This window comes from Pseudomonas sp. PA-5-4B (assembly GCF_021606215.1).
Lineage (GTDB): Bacteria > Pseudomonadota > Gammaproteobacteria > Pseudomonadales > Pseudomonadaceae > Aquipseudomonas > Aquipseudomonas edaphica.
In genome coordinates this window covers 1-19,731 of the sequence record NZ_WKDB01000095.1, presented here as the reverse complement: position 1 = coordinate 19,731, position 19,731 = coordinate 1, and the positions used below count along the sequence as shown (strand labels likewise).

Below are 19,731 nucleotides of genomic sequence, written 5' to 3'. Positions count from 1 at the left end.
CTGTATTGGAGTACAGCCGTGCCGTGCGATGGGCTGAGGAGGGCCCCAAAGCCCAGACGCTGAGTTCTTACAGGAAAATTGCAGTGCCTTTACAGGGGCCGCTTCGCGGCCCAACGCAGGGCAAGCCTGCTCGCCACAGGAGAAAGTGGCTGCCTTCAAAAGTTGTGTAGATACCTATGCTGCGATCGCATCAACTCGGTATGCCTGATACACCAAGGTGCCTGCATCCCCACATTGGGTCTGTGGTGAATTTCCAAGCCATTAACCTTACGTTACAAAACTCCCTTTCAAATTGAGCTATACAGTCAGAGCGCCAAATAGTGGCTATCTGCCGCCGCCCTGCGCCTCAATAAAAATAAGAAAGGGAGCTCACCCGTGAAGCGCTTGCTCTATCCCGCTGTCGCCCTGATGAACCGCCTGAGTTTTGGCATGAAGTTCAGCCTGATCAGCGTGCTGTTCCTGCTGCCGATGCTGGCGACCAACTATTTTCTGGTGCGTGACTCCTGGTCGCAATTCCAGGGCACCCGCATTGAACTGCAAAGCCTCGATTTGCTCGGCAGCAGCCTGGCCCTGCGGCGCGATCTGGAGACCCTGAACAATCAGGTGCAGATCAACGCGGTGCTGGGGCAATCAGGTAAGGCCGGCGACCTCGAAGGCAAGATCAGTGCCCTTGAGCAGAACGTACTGAGCCGCCTGCAAAGCCTCAACGCCATGACCGTCGACCCTGAGCAAGCCAGCGCCTTCGAGGGCAAACGCGACGAGTTGATCGCCGCCTTCAAGGCCCAGCAGCAGGAAACCTCGCTGCTGAGCAAAAGCGCGCTGATCGGCAAATTACTCAACAAGGCGCAGATGTTGAGCCAGATCATCGCCAGCCAGTCCGGCTTGAGCCGCGACCCTCAGAGTGATTTGCGCCAGCTCAGCGAGCTGCTCACCAGCGTCACCGCGCAAGTCACCCAAACCCTCGGCGAGGGGCGGGCCATGGGCGCGTACTCCCTCGGCCAGGGCTTTCTCAATTCATCCTCCAGCACGCGCTTTGACGAACTGTTGCAACAGTTGGAAAAACTCCAGGCTGAATACGCCTTGAAGCTGCAGGATGCCCTGGGCGCCAGTACCGCCGCGCACACGGCGCTCGACAGCTTGGCCCAGGCCAGCAGTGCCAGCCTCAAACAAGGCAGCGAGTTGTTTGAAGAGCAGGTCGTCATGGCGCAAACCCTCGACGCGCCGTGGCAGGGGTTCTACGACGATGTCAGCCGACTGATGGCCCAGACCTACCAGCTCAATGACACCACCCTGAGGTTCCTTGAGCAGCAACTGCAGCAGCGCCTGGCGCAAAACCGCACGCACATGGTGGTGCTGGTGTGTGCCCTGGTGGCGGTGTTCTTGCTGATCTTCTATTTGTATGCAGGCTTCTATGCCTCCACGCGCACTACCTTGCGCCGCCTGGGCGCGATGATGGACAAAGTGGCGGCCGGCGACATGACCGTCACGTTTGTGGCCCACAGTCGCGATGAACTGGGCGACCTGGGCCAAGTGTTCAACGGCACCGTGGCCAAGATCCACGACTTGATCGAACGTGTGGGGCACACCGTCAGCCAGGTCGAGCTGCAAGCCGGCCAGGTGCAGGCCGTCTCCTCGCAAAGTAACCAAGCGGTGTCCGGCCAGCGCAGCCAGATTGAACAGGTGGCGACGGCGATGAACCAGATGTCTTCCACGGCTCAGGAAGTGGCACGCAGCGCGGCGGCGGCGGTCAACAGCGCCCATAGCGTCAACGACGAAACCGTCACCGGCCGTGGCCTGGTGCAATCCCAGCAGGGCAGCATTGCGCGCCTGGCGTCGGAGATTGATGAATCGGTGCGGGTGATCAATCAACTGGCCGCCGACAGCCAGTCCATCAGCAGCGTGCTGGAAGTGATCAAAAGCATCGCCGAGCAAACCAACCTGCTGGCGCTCAATGCGGCGATCGAGGCGGCGCGCGCCGGTGAGCAGGGGCGTGGTTTTGCGGTGGTGGCCGATGAGGTGCGCACCCTGGCCCGGCGCACGCAGCATTCCACCGAAGAAATCGAACAGATGATCAGCCGTTTGCACAGCGGTGTAGGCGCAGCGGTGAAGGCCATGGGCACCAGCCATACCATGGCCGATGGTACCGTGGCTCAGTCGGAAAAGGTCCAGCAGGCCCTGGAAAATATCCTTGGCGCCGTGGGCATGATCGTCGATCAGAACCAGCAGATCGCCGCCGCCGTCGAGCAGCAAACCGCAGTCGCGCAGGATATCGACCAAAACATCGTCGAAATCAATCGAGCCGGCGAACATGCGGCCCAGGGCGCGCAGCAGACCGAGGCCGCCAGCCGGCAGCTGTCGTTGCAGGTCATTGAACTGAAGCACTTGATCGGGGCGTTTCGTGTGTAAGACCTGCGCGTAGGAATAGGCTTGATGGTTTGTGGTGCCTGTCCTTATTTTTCGGTGTGCCTGTTTTGATCATGTGATTGGGTGAGAATTTGTTTCACCCAATCCGGGTACTCGGGAGGCAACGCGATGACGGCGGTTATCGGCATCAAAGGGCACTGCGCCCATTGCGACATCACCTTCGAACTCAAGCCCTGGCAATTGAACGCCATTGCCATCCGTGAGCCGTTTGATTGCCCGTATTGTCAGCGGGTCCTGGAGTTGAACTGCCCCAGGCAACTGCGCCAGTTCAAATCCTTGGACCACTGGGCCATGGTGCACCCCAGCATGATGGTACTGACCAGCGCGGTGCTGATCGTGGCGATGGTGGCCGAGTGGCTCGGCCTGATCAGTATGGTCGGGCAGCTCAACGTTTCATTGATAGTGGTACTTATGCACTTTCTGACGCTGCGTTACGTGCGCCACCGGCAGCGACTGACCTTGGATTTGCAGGTGGTCAACGTGCTACCAGTTGAACAGCTCGCACGCGTTGCGTGTGCTCGTTTCGGCCAGCACTGAAGGGCTGATGCCCATGCGTTCGGCCAAGGCGTCGCAGATAGCCGGCAGGTGTTGCGGGCTGTTGCGCTGGCCGGGGTACATGGCGGGTGCCATGTCCGGCGAATCGGTTTCCAGCACCAGCGCCTCAAGCGGCAGCTGGGTCAGCACCTTGTGCATACGCAGCGCCTGGGGCCAAGTGGCCGCGCCGCCCAGGCCCAGTTTAAAGCCGAGTTTGATGTATTCGCGGGCCTCCTCAACGCTGCCGGCAAACGCATGAATGATGCCGCCGCGCGGCAGGCGGATGCGTTTGAGGGTGGCGATCACTGCCGCGTGGCTGCGGCGCACGTGCAGCAGGGCTGGGAGCTGGAAGTCCACAGCCAGTTTCAGCTGCGCTTCAAACAGGCTTTGCTGACGTTCGCGGTCCAACTGTTCGAGGAAGTAATCCAGCCCGATCTCACCGACGGCGCACAGTTGCCGATGGCCCTGTAGACGGGTCAGCCAATCACCCAACTCGATCAGGTCGGCGGGGCGATGATCCTCCAGATACACCGGGTGCAGGCCGAAGGCGGCAAATAAACTTTCATCGTCCTGCACCAGATCCCACAGCCGTTGCCAGTTCTGCTGATACACACCCAGCACCACCATGCGCTGCACGCCGAGTTGGCGGCTGTGGGCGAGAACTGCCCGGCGATCCGTGTCGAAATCCGGGAAGTCCAGGTGGGTGTGGGTGTCGATCAGCTCCACGCTCAAGCCTCGTGAATGCGCTGCTTGAAGGTCCGGCCGATGGCATGCACGCCGGGCTCATACTGTTCTTCTTCGATGGCCGCCAGGGCCAGGCGCAGGGCGGTGTCGGCGATCAGTTGATGTTGCTGGGCCATGGCGTTGACCGGCAAGGGCAGGAAGTCGAGCAGTTGGGTGTCGCCGAACGTGCCCAGGCGCAACGGCCGGGACTTGAGCGGGAAGTCATGCAACGCGTCGAACACACCTTGCAGCAGCACGTAGGAAGTCGTCACCAGCGCGTCAGGCAAATGCCCCAGGCGTTGCAGGAGTTCTTCCATCAGTTGGCGGCCACAGTCACGGCTGAAGGCTTCACCCTGCTCGATCAGCACGTCGCCCTTGAAGTCTCTCAAGGCTTCACGGAAACCGGCAGCGCGTTCCTGGCTGATGCTCAGTTCGGGGTGTGCGCCGATCAGCGCGATCTGCTTGGGCAGCGGCTGCAACAGGCTGCTGGTGAGTTGCTGGCAGGCCTGGCGGTCGTCGCTGACCACCGAGCAGAACTGCCCGGGTTCCATCACCCGGTCGATGGCGATCACCGGCAGGCCCTTGGCTTGCAGCTCACGGTAGCTGTCATCGCTGGCCGGCAAACAACTGGCCACGAACAGTGCATCGCAGCGCCGCGCGCGGAACAGTTGCAGCAGTTGGCGTTCGCTGTCGGCTTCATCATCGGAGCTGGCGATCAGCAGTTGGTAGCCGCGCGCCCGCGCGCCTTGTTCCAACAGCTTGGCGATGCGTGCGTAGCTGGGGTTTTCCAGGTCGGGCAAGATAAAGCCCAAGGTGCGCGTGTGCCGACTGCGCAGCCCGGCGGCCTGAGGGTTGGGCGTAAAGCCATGGGCTTCGACCACAGCACGCACACGCTCGACGGTGGCGCTGCTGATGCGTTGCTGTTCGGCCTTGCCGTTGATGACATAGCTGGCGGTGGTAACGGACACACCGGCCAGACGTGCGATATCACTGAGTTTCAAACCGGGATTTCCTTGTTTTTTAGAGCTTGCCCCGACATTTTGTCCAATCGTAACCGATTCCTGCACACGACTATTGTCTGAGCTCAAGTGCCGAGTGGTCCTTCAAGCTTGCATAATTAGCGCATAATCTGCCATAAATTCTAGATTAAACGTTTCAGCAAGCGTATTTTTACGATGTTCGCCACTGAGTGACTACTGCCAATTGACCACTCAGTCAGTTATTTATGAACGCGCCTGCGCTGATTTATTCAAAACAATACCTAGTGCCCACAGTGCACTAACTAGGAGAACGGCATGCTTGAGCTCACTGTAGAGCAGATTTCCATGGGCCAGGTGGCTGTGGATAAATCTGCTGCCTTGCACCTGCTCGCGGACAAACTGGTGGCCGATGGCCTGGTCGCCGAGGGTTATCTGAGCGGCTTGCAAGCCCGTGAAGCCCAAGGCTCGACTTTTCTCGGCCAAGGTATTGCCATCCCCCACGGTACGCCGGAAACCCGTGACCAAGTGTTTTCCACGGGCGTACGCCTGCTGCAATTTCCCGAAGGGGTGGATTGGGGCGACGGCCAGATCGTCTACCTGGCGATCGGCATCGCGGCCAAATCCGATGAACACCTGCGCCTGCTGCAACTGCTCACCCGCGCCCTCGGAGAAACCGACCTGGGCCAGGCGCTGCGCCGTGCCGGCTCCGCCGAAGCCTTGCTGAAACTGCTGCAAGGCGCACCACAGGAACTGGCGCTGGACGCGCAGATGATCAGCCTGGGCGTATCGGCCGACGATTTTGAAGAGCTGGTCTGGCGTGGCGCACGCCTGTTGCGTCAGGCCGATTGTGTCAGTAATGGTTTCGCCGCCGTGTTGCAGCAAGTCGACGCGCTGCCGTTGGGCGATGGCCTGTGGTGGCTGCACAGCGAGCAGACGGTGAAGCGCCCAGGCCTTGCGTTCGTGACGCCGGACAAACCGATGCGTTACCTCGGCCAGCCCCTGAACGGCCTGTTCTGCCTGGCCAGCCTGGGTGAGGCGCATCAAACCTTGCTCGAACGCCTGTGCGCCTTGTTGATTGAAGGTCGCGGCCAGGAATTGGGCCGCGCTACCAGCAGCCGGGCGGTGCTTGAGGTGCTCGGCGGTGAACTGCCGCCGGACTGGCCGAATGCGCGCATCACCCTGGCCAATGCCCATGGTTTGCATGCACGGCCGGCGAAGATCCTCGCGCAATTGGCGAAAAGTTTTGACGGCGATATCCGCGTGCGCATCGTTGATGGCCCGGTGGGTGCCGTCTCGGTGAAAAGCCTGAGCAAGTTGCTGAGCCTCGGCGCCCGTCGCGGCCAGGTGCTGGAGTTTGTCGCTGAACCTGTGATTGCCGGTGATGCATTGCCCGCGCTGCTGGCAGCGGTGGAGCAAGGGCTCGGTGAGGAAGTCGAGCCGCTGCCGACCGTGAGTGCCCAACCTGCCATCCTTGATATTGAACCCGCGATCAGCGCGCCTGTGTCCGGCAGCCAGGTCCAGGCTATCGCCGCCGCGCCTGGCATTGCCATTGGCCCGGCGCATATCCAGACCCAACAGGTTTTCGATTACCCGCTGCGTGGCGAGTCTGCGGCCATTGAGCGCCAGCGCCTGCACGCCGCGCTCACCGACGTGCGCGCTGATATCCAGGGTTTGATCGAGCGCAGCCAATCCAAGGCGATCCGCGAGATTTTCATCACCCACCAGGAAATGCTCGACGACCCGGAGCTGACCGACGAAGTCGACACGCGACTCAAGCAAGGCGAGAGCGCGCAAGCTGCCTGGATGAGCGTGATCGAAGCCGCCGCCAAGCAGCAGGAGTCGTTGCAGGATGCCTTGCTCGCTGAGCGCGCCGCCGACCTGCGTGATATTGGTCGCCGAGTGCTGGCGCAATTATGCGGCCTGGAAACCGCCCAGGAGCCGAGCGAACCTTACATCCTGGTGATGGATGAAGTCGGCCCCTCTGACGTTGCCCGCCTGGACCCAACCCGCGTCGCCGGCATCCTCACCGCCCGTGGCGGCGCCACGGCCCACAGTGCCATCGTTGCGCGTGCCTTGGGCATTCCTGCTTTGGTAGGCGCCGGCGCGGCGGTGTTGTTGCTGGCCGCTGGCACACAGTTATTGCTCGACGGCCAGCGCGGTCGATTGCATGTCGACCCCGACGCGGCCACCCTGCAACGCGCCACGGTCGAGCGCGACACCCGCGAACAGCGCCTGCAAGCGGCCTCGGCCCAGCGTCATGAACCGGCACTGACTCGCGACGGCCATGCCGTGGAAGTGTTCGCCAATATCGGTGAAAGCGCAGGCGTTGCGGCGGCGGTGGAGCAGGGCGCCGAAGGCATCGGGCTGCTGCGCACCGAGCTGATTTTCATGGCCCACCCGCAAGCACCGGATGAAGCCACCCAGGAAGCCGAATACCGCCTCGTGCTCGACGGCCTTGGCGGTCGCCCGCTGGTGGTGCGCACCCTGGACGTGGGCGGCGACAAACCGCTGCCGTATTGGCCGATTGCCGAGGAAGAAAACCCCTTCCTCGGTGTGCGCGGCATTCGCCTGACCTTGCAGCGCCCGCAGATCATGGAAGCGCAATTGCGTGCGCTGTTGCGCTCGGCGGACAACCGCCCGCTGCGCATCATGTTTCCCATGGTCGGCAGTGTCGATGAATGGCGAGCCGCCCGCGATATGACCGAGCGCCTGCGCCTGGAAATCCCGGTGGCCGACCTGCAACTGGGCATCATGATCGAAGTACCGTCTGCCGCTTTGCTCGCGCCGGTACTCGCCAAGGAAGTCGACTTTTTCAGCGTCGGCACCAACGACCTCACCCAGTACACCCTGGCCATCGACCGTGGCCACCCAACCCTGTCGGCCCAGGCCGATGGCCTGCACCCGGCCGTGTTGCAACTGATCGACATCACCGTGCGCGCCGCCCATGCCCATGGCAAATGGGTCGGCGTGTGTGGCGAACTGGCGGCGGACCCGCTGGCGGTGCCGGTGCTGGTGGGGCTGGGTGTGGATGAGTTGAGTGTGTCAGCCCGCAGCATTCCCGAAGTGAAGGCGCGGGTGCGTGAATTCAGTCTGAGCGAGGCCCAGGGCCTGGCGCAAAAAGCGCTTGCGGTGGGTTCGCCCGCGCAAGTGCGAGCCCTAGTGGAGACCGTGTAAATGGCGAAGATTCTGACCCTGACGCTGAACCCGGCGTTGGACCTTACGGTACGCCTGGCACACCTGGAACCCGGTGCAGTCAACCGCAGCGAAACCCTGTTGACCCATGCTGCCGGCAAGGGTGTGAATGTCGCCCAGGTGCTGGCGGACTTGGGGCATGAAGTCACCGTCGGTGGCTTTCTGGGGGAAGACAACCCGCAAGCGTTTGACGCGCTGATCGCACGGCGTGGTTTTGCCGATGCGTTTATTCGCGTACCGGGCGAAACCCGCAGCAATATCAAGATCGCTGAACAGGATGGCCGGGTGACCGACATCAATGCGCCGGGGCCGCAGGTCAGTGAGCAGGCACAATTGGCCTTGCTCAATCAATTGACCCTGATCGCCCCGGGGCATGCTGCCGTAGTAGTCGCTGGCAGTTTGCCGCGCGGCGTCAGCGCGCAGTGGTTTCAGAGTTTGCTTGTGCATTTGAAAAGCCTCGGCCTGAAAGTCGTCCTCGACACCAGCGGCGAAGCCTTGCGCGCGGGCATCAAGGCCGGCCCGTGGTTGATCAAACCCAACACCGAAGAACTCGCCGAAGCCCTCGATTGCGCCACCGACTCCATCGCACAGCAGGCCCAGGCCGCCGAGCGTTTGCATGCTCAAGGCGTGGAGCATGTGGTGGTCTCCCACGGCGCCGAGGGCGTGAACTGGTTCAGCCCAGGCACCGCGCTGCATGCCACGCCGCCCAAGGTCAGCGTCGCCAGCACGGTGGGTGCGGGCGATTCGTTGCTGGCCGGGATGCTGCACGGTCTGCTCAGGTTTGATCTGCCGGAAACCACCTTGCGCCGGGCCACGGCGATTGCCGCCATGGCGGTCACGCAGATCGGTTTTGGCATCAGCGATGACGCGCAGTTGGCGCGCCTCGAAAGCGGCGTCCATGTGCGCACGCTGACAGAACAATAAGAGGGTTTGTGATGAAGTTAGCCATTGTTACCGCCTGCCCGAACGGAATGGTCACCAGTGTGCTGTGCGCCCGCTTGTTGGACGCCGCCGCGCAGCGCCAGGGCTGGAGCACCAGCACCGAAGTCGTGGATGTGCAGCACCCGGAGCGGGCGTTGTCCCAAGCGACTATCGACGCGGCCGAGTGGGTGTTGCTGGTCAGCAGCACGCCGGTGGATATGCAGCGGTTTGTCGGCAAGCGTGTATTCCAGAGCACGCCGGCCCAGGCGCTGGCGGATGTCGACGCGGTGCTGCGCCGTGGTGCCGAAGAGGCCCAGGAATACGTCGCCAACCAAGCGCCGGTGGCGGCGAAGAATGCCCCGCGTATCGTCGCGATCACGGCCTGCCCGACCGGCGTGGCCCACACCTTCATGGCCGCCGAAGCCTTGCAGCAAACGGCCAAGCGCCTGGGCTATGACTTGCAGGTCGAGACCCAGGGGTCGGTGGGCGCACGCACGCCGTTGAGCGCGCAGGCCATCGCCGATGCCGATGTGGTGTTGCTGGCGGCGGATATCGAAGTCGCCACTGAGCGTTTCGCCGGCAAAAAGATTTACCGCTGCGGTACCGGCATCGCCCTCAAGCAGTCCGAGGCCACGCTCAACAAGGCGCTGGCCGAAGGCGCGGTAGAAAACGCCGCCAGCGGTGCGGTCGGCAAAAAAGAAAAAACCGGCGTGTACAAGCACCTGCTCACCGGCGTGTCGTTCATGTTGCCGATGGTGGTGGCGGGCGGGCTGTTGATCGCTTTGTCGTTTGTGTTCGGCATCCATGCTTTTGAAGAAAAAGGCACCTTGGCTGCCGCCCTCAAAACCGTCGGCGACCAGGCCTTTATGCTGATGGTGCCGTTGCTGGCGGGCTACATCGCTTATTCGATTGCCGACCGTCCGGGCCTCGCGCCGGGCATGATCGGCGGCTTGCTGGCGGGCACCTTGGGCGCCGGGTTTATCGGCGGCATCCTTGCCGGTTTTCTGGCTGGTTACTGCGTCAAACTGATCACCCGCGCGGTGCAGTTGCCGCAAAGCCTGGAGGCGCTCAAGCCGATCCTGATCATCCCGCTGCTGGCGAGCTTGTTCACCGGCCTGGCGATGATCTATCTGGTCGGCCCGCCGGTGGCGCGGTTGCTCACGGGGCTGACGGATTTTCTCAGCACCATGGGCACCACCAATGCGGTGCTGCTGGGCATTTTGTTGGGCGGCATGATGTGTGTGGATTTGGGCGGGCCGATCAACAAGGCGGCGTATGCGTTTTCGGTCGGCCTGCTGGCCGCGTCCAGTGGTGCACCGATGGCGGCGACCATGGCCGCTGGGATGGTGCCGCCAATCGGCATGGGCATCGCCACCTTGCTGGCGCGGCGCAAGTTCGCCCAGACCGAGCGCGAGGCGGGCAAGGCCGCAATGATCCTGGGGCTGTGCTTTATCTCTGAAGGCGCGATTCCATTTGCCGCCAAAGACCCGCTGCGGGTGATCCCGGCCAGCATCGCCGGTGGCGCGTTGACCGGCGCGCTGTCGATGTATTTCGGCTGCAAACTCGCCGCACCCCATGGTGGTTTGTTTGTGTTGGTGATTCCGAATGCAATGAACCATGCGCTCCTGTATTTGCTGGCGATTGTGGCGGGCAGCTTGGTGACTGGGCTGGTGTATGCGCTGATCAAGCGTCCCGAGGCGGCGGAGATGGCGGTCACCTCAGCCAAGGCCTGATGCTGTTTAAACTGTGGGAGCTGGCTTGCCTGCGATAGCGGTGCATCAGTCACTGAAAGGGTGACTGACAGTAAGCCATCGCAGGCAAGCCAGCTCCCACCTTTGATCTCCAGTGTTCTTACGGTCGGTGTCACATCCGCTTCATGCTCCCGTGTTTAAGTTGCCCTTTTGATACTCAAGAGGGCACCTGCATGAGCCACTTCGATCTCGGCCGTCGCCGCGTGATGCAAGCCGTTGGCGCCGGGTTGTTGCTGCCGGGCCTGGCGCCGGCAGTGATCGCCTCGGTCAAAGACCGCCCGCAACTCACCGACGGCGTGCAGTCCGGCGACCTGCTGGGCGACCGGGCGATGATCTGGAGCCGCAGCGACCGCCCGGCGAAGATGGTGGTGGAGTGGGACACCCGCAGTGTGTTCAGCAACCCGCGCAAATTTATCTCGCCCCTGGCCGACAGCCGCACCGACTTTACCGCCCGCGTCGAACTCACCGGGCTGCCGGTCGATCAGGCGATTTTCTACCGTGTGCACTTTGAAGACGCCCAGACCGGCGTGGCCAGCGAGCCGTGGTTCGGCCACTTGCGCAGCGTTCCGCAGCAGCGTCGTGATATCCGTTTTGTGTGGAGCGGCGACACTGTCGGCCAGGGCTTCGGCATCAACCCGGACATCGGCGGCATGCGCATTTACGAAGCCATGCGCCTGCGCCTGCCGGACTTTTTTATCCACAGCGGTGACACCATCTACGCCGACGGCCCGGTGCCGGCCCAGCTGACCGTTGAAGACGGGCGCATCTGGCGCAACATCACCACCGAAGCCAAGAGCAAAGTCGCCGAAACCCTCGACGAATATCGCGGCAATTATCGCTACAACCTGCTGGATGAAAACGTGCGCCGCTTCAATGCCGAAGTGCCGCAGATCTGGCAGTGGGACGACCACGAGGTGATCAACAACTGGTCGCCGAGCAAGGTGCTCGATGAGCGTTACCAGACCAAGGACATCAACACCTTGGTCGGCCGCGCACGCCAGGCCTGGCTGGAGTATTCACCGATGCGCCGCCAGAGCGCCGATGGCGGTGGGCGCATCTATCGAAAGCTCAGCTACGGGCCGTTGCTGGATGTGTTTGTGCTGGACATGCGCAGCTATCGCGGGCCTAACGACGACAACCTGGGCGGCGAAAAGCCTTTTATGGGCCGTGAGCAACTGGACTGGCTCAAGCGCGAACTCAAGGCCTCCCAGGCGCAGTGGAAAGTCGTGGCTGCCGACATGCCTATCGGCCTCGGCGTGCCTGACGGCGAAGTCAGCCCCGGCGTGCCACGTTGGGAAGCCATCGCCAACGGCGACCCAGGCCCGGCCCAAGGTCGTGAGTTGGAGATCGCCGAACTGTTAGGCTTTTTGCGCGCGCAGCAGGTGCGCAACCATGTGTGGCTGACGGCGGATGTGCATTACTGCGCGGCGCATCATTACCACCCGGACCGCGCGGCGTTTCAGGATTTCGAGCCGTTCTGGGAGTTTGTGGCCGGGCCGCTGAATGCGGGGAGCTTCGGGCCTAATCAACTGGACAAGACCTTTGGGCCGGAGGTGGTGTTCCAGAAGGCTCCGCCTGCGCAGAACACTTCGCCGTTTGCCGGTTTTCAGTTTTTTGGTGAAGTGCAGATTGACGGGCAGACGGCGGAGTTGACCGTGATCTTGCGTGACTTGGATGGGGTCTCGGTGTTCAAGCAAAAGCTGCAGCCCGCCTGACCTGCAATGCACGTAAAACTGTGGGAGCTGGCTTGCCTGCGATGGCATCACCCTGGTGTCACTGATACACCGAGGTGCCTGCATCGCAGGCAAGCCAGCTCCCACAGTTGCTCCTCGGTGTTTATGAGGGCTTAGTACACATCCCGACGATAGCGGCCCTGCTCAATCAAACGCTCCACCGCTTCGCTGCCCAGCACCTCGTGCAGCACTTGATCCACACCCGTGGCCATGCCCTGCAAGCTGCCGCACACATAAATCGCGGCGCCTTCGGCCAGCCATCTACGCAATACGTCTGCCGATTCGCGCAGGCGGTCCTGTACGTAGATTTTCTCTGCCTGGTCGCGGGAAAACGCCAGGTCCAGCAGGGCCAGGTCACCGCTGGCCAGCCAGCCTTGCAGCTCGTCCTGGCACAGGTAGTCGTGGGCAATATTGCGTTCGCCGAACAACAGCCAGTTGCGCTGCTGGCCATCGGCGATGCGCGCTTTAAGCAAACTGCGCAGGCCGGCCAGGCCGGTGCCGTTGCCCAGCAGGATCAGCGGCACCGGCGCTTCGGGCAAGTGGAAGCCACTGTTGCGGCGCAGACGCAGGCTGACGCCGGAGCCGATGGCGGCGTATTCGGTCAGCCAGCCCGAGCCCAGGCCCAGGCTGCCGTCGGGGTGGCGCTCCTGGCGTACGATCAGCTCCAGCACGCCGTCGCTGGCGATCGAGGCGATGGAGTATTCGCGCATGCCCAAGGGCACCAGCGCGTTGACCAGCGCTTGTGCGTGCAGGCCCACCAGATGCGCGCGGTTGTCCGGCAGTTGGCGGGTGGCCAAAGCCTGGTTGAGGGTTTGCGCCAGGCCGTCGATCAACACACCATCGCTGCCGACCAGGCCCAGGCCTGCGAGGAAATGCTCGATGGCCCACGGGCAATTGCGCGGCAGCACTTCCACCAGGTCACCGGCCAGCCAGCTTTGCGGCGCAGGCGGCGTGAGGCCCAGCAGGTAGATGTCTGAGCCAACGCTGTCGCGGTTAAGCAGGGTGCGATGGGTGAGGGTCCAGATTTCAAACTGAGGCGCCTGCCAGGCCGCTGCCGGTGCTTGGCCGGTGATTTGGCCCAGTTGTTGTTGCCACATCAGCAGCGCTTCGCTGTCGCCGCTGTCGACTTCCACCGGCGCGAATAACGGCGTGCCGCCCTGGTGGGTCAGCCAGAAGTGCAGGCGCCGGGCAAAACCGCAGAAGTGTTCATACTGGCGATCACCGAGGGCCAGCACCGAGTAGTTCAAGCCTTTGAGCGACAGATCCTGGCCGAGCACGCTGCGCTCAAACCCCCGGGCGCTGTCTGGGGCTTCGCCGTCGCCGAAGGTGCTGACCACGAACAGCGCATGCTGCGATTGGCTCAGGTCGTGCTGGCTGACGCTGCCCAGCGGCTGCACTTTCACCGGCAAGCCGGCGGCCTGCAATTGCCCGGCGGTTTGCCAGGCCAACTGCTCGGCAAAACCGCTCTGGCTGGCAAAGCCGATCAGCCAGGCCGGCGCATCGCTGTGGTTGGCGCCGAGGCCGTTGCGGGCGTCGCGCACCTGGCGCTTTTTGCGGCGACGGTCCAGGTACAGCAGCCAGCCGGTGATAAAGAACAACGGCATCATCAGCGAACTGAGGGTGAGGAGGATGCGCCCGGTCCAACCGAAGTAGCTGCCGGTGTGCAACGCATAAATGCTAGTGAGCAATTGGGACTTGAGCGTCTTGCTGGCGTACGGGGCGTGGGTTTTGACCTCGCCGGAGGACGGGTCCAGGTTGATCTGGTTTAGCGCGCGGTCGTGGGGCGATGTGTTGAGCAGGTAATACACAATGGCTGGCTGCCCGGCGACGGCCGGCATGCGAATGTTGTAGGCGATCAAACCGGGGCCGGCGTTGGCGTAGATGCTGCTCCATATGGCGTCGTAGTTGGCCACCGGCGCCGGGCCTTCGGGCGGCGGGCCGCGTTTGCGCAGGCGCTCGTTTTGCGGCGCGTCGGACAGCAGTTTGTTCAGGCCCTGGCTGTACCAGTCGTAGGACCAATACAGGCCGGTGAGCGCCGAGAACAGATAGAACAACAGGCACCAGGTGCCGAACACCGAGTGCAGGTCCCAGTTGAAGCTGCGGCCTTTCTTGCGCCAGTCCAGCGTCAGCCAGGCGCGCCAGCTTGCCACTTGGCGCGGCCAGCGCAGGTACAGGCCCGAGAGGCAGAAGAACACCAGGATGAGGCTGCAGGCGCCGGTGATGTTACGCCCGGTTTCGCCCATGGCGAGGAAGCGGTGCAGCTGCAAGATAAAGCCGAGCACATCCTGGCCGACGGCGTCGCCCATGTAGTCGCCGGTGTAGGGGTCGAAGTAGCGCATCTGGCCACGCCGTTCGCCCGGCGGGGCGGTGAAGAACACACGCGCGGCGTTGCCGCTGTCGCTTTCCACCCACAGCATCGATACGGTCTTGCCTTCGGTGGCCTCAAGCTTGCGCACCAGTTCGGCAGGCGGCAGCACACCGGCTTCGCGTTTTTCGACCTTCAAGACTGTGGGGTTGAGCGCCCGCAGGATTTCATCCTGAAACGAGACCGCAGCCCCGGTTATCCCCATCAACGCCAGCACCAGCCCGGCAGTGATGCCGAAGAACCAGTGCAATTGGAACAGGTTTTTTTTCAACACGTCGGACCGTCTCGCTCATCTGGATGTCGTTGTCACGGCGCGCATTATGCCGTGGGTTAACGAGAAAAATTCTGTTTTACACGCAAAAGCCCCACGCATCCGATGCGTGGGGCTTTTGGCTGAACGTTGACCGGGTTTAGAAGTGGAAACTGGTGGTCAACAGCGCCGTACGCCCGGCGGCCTGGTTGGCAAAGTGCGCCGCGTAGGCTTTGTCGTAGTAGGTCTTGTCGGTCAGGTTTTGCACGTTCAATTGCAGGTCGACGTTCTTGGTCAGCTTGTAGCTGGCCATCGCGTCGTAGCGGGTGTAAGCCGGCACGTACACGGTGTTGGCAGGGTCGCCGTACACCTGATCGACGTAGAACGCGCCGCCGCCGATGGTCAGTTTTGGCGTGATGTCGTAAGTGGTCCACAGGCTGAAGGTGTTCTTCGGCGTGTTGGGCATTTGGTTGCCTTTGTTGGAGCCGGCCGACACTACGTTTTGACGGTTGCCGATCTTGCCTGGGTCGACCAGTTCGCTTTTCAGGTAGCTGTAGCCGGCAAACACCTGCCATTGATCGGTGAGCTTGCCGCTGGCCGACAGTTCCAGGCCATCGACACGGGATTCGCCGCCGTTTTCGAAGGTGTTGGAGTCCACCAGGATTCGCGTGTTTTTCTTCTCGGTACGGAACACTGCTGCCGTCAACGACAGGCGGTTGTGGAACAGGTCCCACTTGGTGCCCAGCTCGTAGTTGACGGTCTCTTCGGGTTTCAGGTCGCTGGTGTTGATGCCGGTGACGAAACCATTGGTTTCTTGCCCTTCACCCACCAGCCCGCCGACTGGCTGCGCCGAGGTGGCGTAGGAGGTGTAGATGCTGCCGTTTTCCAGCGGCTTCCAGACCAGACCCGCCTGCCAGTTGAAGAACTGGCTGTCGTCCTTGAGCTTGCTGCGCCCGGCTACGGCGTTGGTGTTGGCTTGGGTATCAAAGGTGTCGTAACGCACGCCGACGTTCAGCAGCCATTTCGGGTCCAGCTCGATGGTGTCGAACACATAGGCTGCGCGGCTGGTGGCCTTGGTGTTGGTGCCCATGTAGTTGCGTGCCACGCTGCCGGTCCAGGCGTCATCCGGTGTCGGGTTGCTCAGCGAGGTGCACTGGCCGCCCAGGCTGCCTTTGGCCACGGTGCAGGTCGGGTTGCTGTTCGGGCTGACGGTGTAGCTGCTGACGCGGGTTTCTTCACCGGTGAGTTCCAGGCCGGTGGAGTACGAGTGTTTCATGCCCGCCAGTTGGAAGTTGCCGAACAGATCAGTCTGGTTGGTGGTGGTGTCGGTGGTTGACACGCGGGTGTTGGCGCGGCGCCACACGGTGCCGAAACGGCTGACGTTGCGCTGGCTGTCGTCCGGCTGAGTGAGTACGTAATCCTGGCCGGTGCTGCCATGGCGCAGGGTGTTTTTCAGCGTCATGTTGTCGTTCAGGTCGTGCTCGATGGAGAACGTGCTGATGTCGGCGCGGGTCTTGCGGAAATCGCGGTCTTTCAAACCGTAGAAGTTGTTGCTGTCGCCGCCGTCGGTGGGTTTGTCATGCCCGTGGGCAGTGGCGGTCGGCGAGCTGTAGCCATACGGAATGCCCGAGTCCGGCAGGTCGTCGCTTTCCATGTGGTAGTAGCTGAAGTTGACGCGGGTCGGTGTGCCCAGGCCGAAAGTCAGCGACGGTGCCACCCCCCAGCGGTCGTAGTTGATGGTGTCGCGGCCGGCCACATTCTGCTCGTGGCTCATCAGGTTCAAACGGAACGCGGCGTTGTCGAGGAACTGACGGTTCACGTCGAGTACGTAGCGGCGGGTCTGGTCGGAGCCGTAAGTGAAACCGCCGTTGGTGAAGTCACGCGCCTGTGGCGTCTTGCTCACCAGGTTGATGCTGCCGCCGGCCGAGCCACGGCCTCCGAACGAGGAATTGGGGCCTTTGCTGACTTCGATCGACTCGATGTCGAAGATCTCGCGGCTCTGGCCGCCGGTGTCGCGCACGCCATCCAGGTAGGTGTCGCCCTGGGCGTCAAAACCACGGATGAACGGGCGGTCGCCCTGGGGGTTGCCGCCTTCGCCGGCGCCAAAGGTGATGCCCGGTACGGTGCGCAGGGCATCCTGCAGCGACGTGGCGGCAGTGTCTTTCAACACTTGCTGCGGCACCACGGTGACCGAGCGCGGGGTGTCCACCAGCGGCGCGGTGTATTTTTGCGACGAGGCTTTTTCGACCTGGTAGGAGGTGTTGTCCTGTTCCTGGCCGGTGATGCTGGTGGCGCCGAGGGAGATGCTGTTGCGCTCGCCTTTTGGTTCGGTGCTTTCGGCCGCTTGCGCCAGTTGGGCGGCAGAGCTGGCACTGAGTGCAACGCCGATGGCCGAAGCCAGCATGCGCGGTGAACTGGCAGGTGTTTTTAGCGTAGTGCGCGACATAACAAGTCCTTTCCCCAAGGAGGTGAGGCCGCGGAATATAGGGTCAACAAGACTTTCTATCAATTGCGATACATTACTATTCGCACTGAATTTACATTCTTTACACTTTTGCCTTACGGTTTTTACCCACTCATTCGTCCGCCGCGTTTTACAGGGCAGATAAGAATCAATACCATTAGCGCCTCTCTGTTTTCAGGTATTGCCCCATGTTGCTGCATATTCCCGGCCTGTTCTCTCGCGAGGAGGTGCTGCGCATTCGCCAAGCCCTGGAAAACACTGAGTGGGCCGACGGTAAAATCACCGCCGGGCACCAATCCGCCAAGGCCAAGCACAACCTGCAATTGCCCGAAGGCCATCCGCTGGCCAAGGAAATCGGCGCGGCAATGCTGGAGCGTTTGTGGAACAACCCGCTGTTTATGTCGGCGGCACTACCGCACAAAGTCTTCCCGCCGTTGCTCAACTGCTACACGGCCGGTGGCAGTTTCGATTTTCACATCGACAATGCCGTGCGCCAGGCGCGCGGCAGCCACGAGCGGGTGCGCACGGATCTGTCGTCCACGCTGTTTTTCAGCGACCCGGAGGAATACGACGGTGGCGAACTGGAGATCCAAGACACCTTTGGCCTGCAACGGGTAAAACTGCCGGCGGGCGATATGGTGCTGTACCCCGGCTCCAGCCTGCACAAAGTCAACGCCGTGACCCGTGGCACGCGCTATGCCTCGTTCTTCTGGACCCAAAGCCTGGTGCGCGAAGACAGCCAGCGCACCTTGCTGTTCGAAATGGACGGCGCTATCCAGCAACTGACCACGGACGTACCCGACCACCCGGCGCTGATCCAGCTCACCGGCACCTACCACAACCTGCTGCGCCGCTGGGTTGAGGTGTAAGCATGGGCTTTTTATTGCGCCGTGAAGAAGTGCTCAATGTCGAGCAACTGCAAAGCATGCTCGACGACTCCCCGGTGCGCGCTGCGCAGGCGATCCTCGTGGCGGCGAAGGAAGGCGTGGTCGACGCTCAAGCGTTGCTCGGGCAAATCCTGCTGGAAGGGCGCGGCATTGCACGCGATGAAGCGCTGGCACTGCGCTGGTTCCAGATCGCGGCCCATGGCGGGCATTGGATGGCGCGCAATATGACCGGGCGTTGCCTGGAGCATGGTTGGGGTTGCGCCGTCGATGAAGCAGCGGCTGCGCGCAATTATCGTCTGGCGGCAGAAGCTGGATTGGATTGGGGGCAGTACAACTACGCCAACTTGCTGGCGACCGGCCGCGGTGTTGCGCAAGACCGGGCGCAAGCGTTTGCGTTTTACCGGCTGGCCGCAGAGCAGGGCCATGCCAAGTCGATGAACCTGCTGGGGCGTTATCTGGAAGACGGCCAGTATTGCCCTCAGGATCTGGATGCGGCCGTAGCGTGGTATCGCCGTTCAGCCGAAGGCGGGGATTTTCGTGGGCAGTTCAGCTATGCGGCGGTGCTGGCTGATAGGGGCCAGATCGAGGAGGCGCTGGGTTGGCTGCGCCAAGCACTGGCTGGAGGGAACCTCAAGTTTTTGCGCACCGCGCACAAGGCGCTGTTAAATGCAGCGCAGCCGGAAATCAGGTCTTTGGCTAAAGATTTCGAGCAGCGAGTGGCTCAATTAAACGATGAGCGGCATGGGTTAGCAGTTGCCGCACCGATCTAAATCACTATGATTGAAGCTGATTCAGATTTAATCATATGTTTCGCAATGCTGCGAAGAGAGGATTTATGGGCGCCGACACTAAAGTACTGACCGCTCACGTCCCCACCGCCTTGGCGCAAAAAGTCGATCAGATGGCGGCACGGATGGATCGTTCGCGGGGCTGGATCGTTAAGCAAGCGCTCGCCGATTGGGTCGATATGGAGGAAGCACGCAGCCGGCTGACACGAGAGGCCATGGCCGATGTCGATGCCGGTCGGGTGATTGATCAGCAAGCGGTTCAAGCCTGGGCGGATAGTTTAAGCACTGATTCGCCGCTGCCGGTACCTCGCTGATGGAGTTGAAGTGGACCAGTAAGGCCTTATCGGATCTGGCTCGACTTTTCGACTTCCTGGCCGTCGTAAATCGCATGGCGGCGGCGCGCACGGTGCAGTCACTTTCCCAAGCACCTTTGAGTTTGTTAAGTAACCCGCGCATCGGTGAACGCGTTGAAGAATTTGAACCGCGGGACGTAAGACGACTGTTGGTTGGTCATTACGAAATGCGCTACGAAATTCAAGAATCAACACTCTATATTTTGCGTTTATGGCACGTGCGCGAAGATCGTTGAAATGTGCAAGCCCGTAAAAAAACCCATGACATGTCATGGGTTTTTTGTGTGCAGCGTTCTTACACGTAGTAAGACTTCAGCGGCGGGTAGTCGTTCAACCCCACCTCTCTGTTGCTTCGTGTGGATGCTC

At 61.8% G+C, this 19,731-nt stretch carries 14 protein-coding genes and 1 pseudogene; 11 read left to right on the top strand and 4 right to left on the bottom strand.

All coding sequences use genetic code 11. From position 1 onward, the window contains the following. Nucleotides 1–408: 408 nt before the first annotated feature. From GIW28_RS30905 to GIW28_RS28385, 3 genes and pseudogenes are all read left to right on the top strand, one after another. Nucleotides 409–1,548 (top strand): annotated as a pseudogene (locus GIW28_RS30905) (HAMP domain-containing protein); the annotation flags it as partial. Between the two features lie 144 nt (nt 1,549–1,692). Further along, entirely contained in the window at nt 1,693–2,406 is a 714-nt protein-coding gene (locus GIW28_RS30900) for a methyl-accepting chemotaxis protein (RefSeq protein WP_442963526.1), read from the top strand. 126 nt (nt 2,407–2,532) lie between these two features. After that, complete coding sequence (locus tag GIW28_RS28385) at nt 2,533–2,961, top strand: hypothetical protein (RefSeq protein WP_017138307.1); 429 nt, start codon at nt 2,533–2,535, stop codon at nt 2,959–2,961. Here GIW28_RS28385 and GIW28_RS28380 read toward each other — a convergent pair. Further along, nucleotides 2,908–3,684 (bottom strand): TatD family hydrolase, encoded by a 777-nt coding sequence (locus GIW28_RS28380; protein ID WP_017138306.1) that lies wholly within the window; start codon nt 3,682–3,684, stop codon nt 2,908–2,910. The two genes, GIW28_RS28385 and GIW28_RS28380, sit on opposite strands and share 54 nt — an antisense overlap. Before the next feature lie 2 nt (nt 3,685–3,686). Then, nucleotides 3,687–4,682 (bottom strand): catabolite repressor/activator, encoded by a 996-nt coding sequence (gene cra, locus GIW28_RS28375; protein WP_017138305.1) that lies wholly within the window; start codon nt 4,680–4,682, stop codon nt 3,687–3,689. A 294-nt stretch (nt 4,683–4,976) separates the two neighbouring features. On the opposite strand from cra, the gene ptsP reads away from it, so the two are divergent. From ptsP to GIW28_RS28355, 4 genes are all read left to right on the top strand, one after another. Then, nucleotides 4,977–7,835 carry a phosphoenolpyruvate--protein phosphotransferase gene (gene ptsP, locus GIW28_RS28370; RefSeq protein WP_236459130.1) on the top strand — a complete coding sequence of 953 codons (2,859 nt, stop codon included), beginning with the start codon at nt 4,977–4,979 and terminating at the stop codon, nt 7,833–7,835. Next, nucleotides 7,836–8,777, top strand: a complete 942-nt coding sequence (pfkB, locus tag GIW28_RS28365; RefSeq protein WP_017138303.1) for a 1-phosphofructokinase — start codon at nt 7,836–7,838, stop codon at nt 8,775–8,777. It abuts the gene before it with no gap. An 11-nt stretch (nt 8,778–8,788) separates the two neighbouring features. Continuing rightward, nucleotides 8,789–10,507, top strand: coding sequence for a PTS fructose-like transporter subunit IIB (locus GIW28_RS28360; RefSeq protein ID WP_236447273.1), 1,719 nt, complete (start codon nt 8,789–8,791; stop codon nt 10,505–10,507). A 191-nt stretch (nt 10,508–10,698) separates the two neighbouring features. Continuing rightward, complete coding sequence (locus GIW28_RS28355) at nt 10,699–12,240, top strand: alkaline phosphatase D family protein (RefSeq protein WP_017138301.1); 1,542 nt, start codon at nt 10,699–10,701, stop codon at nt 12,238–12,240. Nucleotides 12,241–12,371: 131 nt separating this feature from the next. Here the strand turns inward: GIW28_RS28355 and GIW28_RS28350 are convergent, their stop codons facing one another. Beyond that, a complete protein-coding gene (locus GIW28_RS28350) occupies nt 12,372–14,897 on the bottom strand; it encodes a PepSY domain-containing protein (RefSeq protein WP_236447272.1) in 2,526 nt (841 codons plus the stop codon). Between the two features lie 136 nt (nt 14,898–15,033). Continuing rightward, the gene (locus GIW28_RS28345; RefSeq protein WP_017138299.1) at nt 15,034–17,319 is read right to left on the bottom strand and encodes a TonB-dependent receptor; all 2,286 of its coding nucleotides are present in this window, start codon (nt 17,317–17,319) and stop codon (nt 15,034–15,036) included. 206 nt (nt 17,320–17,525) lie between these two features. Between GIW28_RS28345 and GIW28_RS28340 the strand changes: the two genes are divergently transcribed. From GIW28_RS28340 to GIW28_RS28325, 4 genes are all read left to right on the top strand, one after another. Beyond that, nucleotides 17,526–18,206, top strand: coding sequence for a Fe2+-dependent dioxygenase (locus GIW28_RS28340; protein WP_017138298.1), 681 nt, complete (start codon nt 17,526–17,528; stop codon nt 18,204–18,206). 2 nt (nt 18,207–18,208) lie between these two features. Next, complete coding sequence (locus tag GIW28_RS28335; protein ID WP_236447270.1) at nt 18,209–18,994, top strand: tetratricopeptide repeat protein; 786 nt, start codon at nt 18,209–18,211, stop codon at nt 18,992–18,994. A gap of 65 nt (nt 18,995–19,059) precedes the next feature. Continuing rightward, nucleotides 19,060–19,326 carry a CopG family ribbon-helix-helix protein gene (locus tag GIW28_RS28330; protein ID WP_017138296.1) on the top strand — a complete coding sequence of 89 codons (267 nt, stop codon included), beginning with the start codon at nt 19,060–19,062 and terminating at the stop codon, nt 19,324–19,326. After that, nucleotides 19,326–19,601 carry a type II toxin-antitoxin system RelE/ParE family toxin gene (locus GIW28_RS28325; RefSeq protein ID WP_080593787.1) on the top strand — a complete coding sequence of 92 codons (276 nt, stop codon included), beginning with the start codon at nt 19,326–19,328 and terminating at the stop codon, nt 19,599–19,601. Before GIW28_RS28330 ends, GIW28_RS28325 begins: the two co-directional genes overlap by 1 nt. Nucleotides 19,602–19,731 lie beyond the last annotated feature (130 nt).